Annotated in this window: 4 protein-coding genes and 2 pseudogenes; 1 reads left to right on the forward strand and 5 read right to left on the reverse strand. The window is 46.7% G+C overall.

Annotated features, from left to right (window positions below):
- The 4 genes and pseudogenes from NNC77_RS16230 to NNC77_RS16245 all read right to left on the reverse strand — a co-directional run.
- Positions 1–199 (reverse strand): annotated as a pseudogene (locus NNC77_RS16230) (hypothetical protein); the annotation flags it as partial.
- A gap of 40 nt (positions 200–239) precedes the next feature.
- Positions 240–1,190, reverse strand: a complete 951-nt coding sequence (locus tag NNC77_RS16235; RefSeq protein ID WP_254971905.1) for a relaxase/mobilization nuclease domain-containing protein — start codon at positions 1,188–1,190, stop codon at positions 240–242.
- Positions 1,187–1,600, reverse strand: coding sequence for a plasmid mobilization protein (locus NNC77_RS16240; protein ID WP_151265661.1), 414 nt, complete (start codon positions 1,598–1,600; stop codon positions 1,187–1,189). The genes NNC77_RS16235 and NNC77_RS16240 overlap by 4 nt, the downstream gene beginning before the upstream one ends.
- Positions 1,601–1,784: 184 nt before the next feature.
- A complete protein-coding gene (locus NNC77_RS16245) occupies positions 1,785–2,267 on the reverse strand; it encodes a DUF3408 domain-containing protein (RefSeq protein WP_254986908.1) in 483 nt (160 codons plus the stop codon).
- A gap of 235 nt (positions 2,268–2,502) precedes the next feature.
- Between NNC77_RS16245 and NNC77_RS16250 the strand changes: the two are divergent.
- Positions 2,503–2,613: pseudogene (locus tag NNC77_RS16250) on the forward strand (helix-turn-helix domain-containing protein); the annotation flags it as partial.
- A 238-nt stretch (positions 2,614–2,851) separates the two neighbouring features.
- On the opposite strand, the gene NNC77_RS16255 reads toward NNC77_RS16250, so the two are convergent.
- Positions 2,852–3,082: tyrosine-type recombinase/integrase (locus tag NNC77_RS16255; protein ID WP_254971977.1), on the reverse strand; the 231-nt coding region annotated here is incomplete at its 5' end.

The raw sequence follows: 3,082 nt of genomic DNA on the forward strand, positions 1-3,082 counted from the left end.
CTCTTAATTTGGATATTTTATCTCTGACTTCCTCTTCTTTGATAAACATCGCATTGATTGACTTATCCAACTTGGTTATGTCATTACTTGCAGGAACGGTTTCCGCTCCTGCGTTCTTTATGGAGACAGAAAGTTCATCGACTTTCTGCTCCAATCTCTCAACTGTGCCGTAGATGGCTTCCAATAGTTCTTCTTTCATTGTATATTACTTTTGTTGTTTGAATGGTTTGTAACTTGCATCAAAGGCTAAAGCCTCTTCTGCGTTTCTTCTTTTTCTTCTTGGATGATTCGTCCTCTGGGAAAGACTCGAAGGTCTGAGCGTTGGCAGAAGCAAAAAGTCCAATGGAAGAAATGCCGTCCCAAGGATCTTGGCTGCTATCCGACATAGATGGCTCATGGTTGCTCTTGTGATAGCCTTGCTCGTATTGCAGAGTAGAGCTGGATTTTGGTGATACATGGTTCTCCATTCCCTCAAACCTTGCATTCAGCTTGCCAAAGCTATAGCCTCGGCTAATTTGCGTACCCTTGAAACTATATCCGTCCTTGCAGAATCGGATGCCTTGCACCTTGGTTCGCTCCTTGTCCTTATAGACAAGCTCCAGGTGAACACCTCGTTTTTCAAGCCCACTCTTGAACTTTTGCCAGCTATCTGCGACTTTCAAAGCATCATTGACGGCATTGTGAATCTCGTATTTGGCACGCTCCGCATTGCGCAATTTGCGAGTGTTAGTCTTGCTCTTGTCCGTTCCGTAAGTCAGCCCATACTTTGATTTTAGAGCCTTGGTCACTTGCTCATTACGCCTGTAATCATTCCTGTCTGATATGAGCTTGCCCTCGTTATTGATGCGGTTATACACGATATGACAATGTGGATTGTCGGTGTTGTGATGCCTTACGATGATGAATTGAGTATCTTTTATCCCCATCATCTGCATGTATTCAAGGGCTATCTTAGCCATGAATTCATCCGTCAAACGTGGCTTGTCCTCGGGCTTGAAGCTCAAAGCTATGTGCCCCACAGGCTTCTTAATCCTTGGATTTAGCTGTCTTTGCAGCTCAAAACTTTGTACTATCTCGGCATTCGTGCCGAGTAACACTCCATCGGATGCGATGATTTTCGCCTCGTCCTTGCCTGTAACATAGCGGATGCAACCACCAAATGAGCTGCCTTTCTTTAGCTTGCCTATCATGTGGTATCCTCCTTTCTGCCCATACTGCTTGGCTTCGGTTTATAACTTGCTTGGCGATACTCGCCAAGGATTTCTTTCAATCTTCTCAACAAGTCCACCACATAAACATGGGTTTCATGGAAACCTCTCTGATGCGACAGCTTGGTAAGCTGGTTGAGGTTGTTAGCCATACCGATGAGGTTCTTGGCAATGGCAACCGTCTCTGTGTTGTGTCCGCTCACCACCTCGCCATTCAAGGCGGACTCACGGATGTACTCCGCCAACTTGCGGTTGGCTTTTCTCGCCCTCAGTCTCAGTGCCTCGTAGCTTGGCTTCGAGAACTTCACCGTGACAGACTTCGACAACTTGCGAACCCTGCCCGTGGGCGGTCTTCCGCCCTTTCTTTTGTCTTGTTCATGTATGCTTGTCATTCGATATACTGTTTACAGTTGGTACACTCACTTTCTGCGACCGTCGGGAGCAAAATTCCTCCGTCCTCACGGTGGAGCGAGGCGTTTTGGGGTTCCCAAAACATAACCTCGCTCCCTCTCTGAACACGTTAGTTGGAACTACAGCCTTTCAGCTATCCACGCCCAAGGTCGCAGACCTTAATTCTCACAATTTGCGCCAAGCCTCGAAGTCCTCTTCATAAAGGCTTAGGTGGTGGCGCACGATGTTCTCGATGATGCCCGATACGCTCATGCGTCTCCCTCCGAGGATGCGGACGACACGGTCAAGACGGTCTCGTACATCGGAACTGACGAAGACTGGCTTGCGGTCGTCAATCCTTGGAACTTGGAGGAAGGTCTGCTGATACTCCTCCAATGTCGCCTTGCGCTGCTTGCCACTGATGCGTTTCTGCGGATTCGGTGGCGATTGAGCCTCGTTCGTTGATGTTTCCTCTTTATAGGGAGTTGTTGCAGCAACTTTCTCTACAATTGCTCTCAACTCTGGGTTCTCTACATCATCATAGAGAGAATTACAACTACTTGGATTGGCTTTGTTGTCATACGTAGATGGATTAACAAAATCCAAATACTCTTTTTCCATCAGCTCCTTTTGCTCAGGAGCCAAGACTACATCTTTTGTTCTTGCCATAGCTTATGCTGTTTTATTTGTTAGTATAGTGGTCACGGTTTGCACCATTGACCGATTGTCGGGTGCAAAGTAAGTGTACTGAGTGCAGCCATGCAACTGATTGGGTGTAACGTGGCAATTTAGTTGTGGCTTGCTTATTTGCATACCGAGATAGTTGTGAGAACTTCAACGTATTTCTCAACTCATCATTGTTCATGTATTCGTTGCAGTCGTGCAAGTTTTTCTTGTTGTTTTTGGCGTTATCCCGTATATCCAGCTTGGCGGAAAGATACTCTACCGCGAGTCCGACATTCAGAAGATTCTGATGGCTAACTATCGTGAGGCGTACAGAATGAAGGGCTTGTAGGAGAAATACATGTCCTTGATGAGTGGGGTGAAATGAACAAGGCGACAACGTATAACTTACCGAGTGTGGCTGTTATAGGTTGTCGCCTCGTTTTATTGGCTATACCGAGTTGTTCGTGTTTGCCAGGTATCATTTGTGTTACCTGTATAAATCTAATACCATGCTAAAACACACTGCGGAGGTTCGCCAAAGTGGCTGGAGGCGCAAAGCCTCCAAGGAACGTTGCTTTATGGCAGGTCTATGCCATTGGATTTTTGTTCCTTTCCCGCTTGGCAATAAGCTTATCCATGTCATTTGAAATCTTCTGCTCCGTCACCTGCGCATAGACCTGTGTGCTTGTGATGTCTGCATGTCCCATCATCTTGGCTATGCTGCCGATGGGAATGTCCTCGTTGAGCATCAAGACTCCGAATGTATGGCGGCTGGCGTGGAATCCCAACTTATTACTTATGCCAAGCACCATTCCAAG

This window comes from Segatella copri (assembly GCF_024330485.1).
Taxonomy (GTDB): Bacteria; Bacteroidota; Bacteroidia; order Bacteroidales; family Bacteroidaceae; genus Prevotella; species Prevotella copri_L.

Excerpts from the sequence above, each read along its gene's own strand:
- NNC77_RS16235 (WP_254971905.1), bottom strand. The coding sequence starts at position 1,190 with ATGATAGGCAAGCTAAAGAAAGGCAGCTCATTTGGTGGTTGCATCCGC.
- NNC77_RS16240 (WP_151265661.1), bottom strand. The coding sequence starts at position 1,600 with ATGACAAGCATACATGAACAAGACAAAAGAAAGGGCGGAAGACCGCCC.
- NNC77_RS16245 (WP_254986908.1), bottom strand. The coding sequence starts at position 2,267 with ATGGCAAGAACAAAAGATGTAGTCTTGGCTCCTGAGCAAAAGGAGCTG.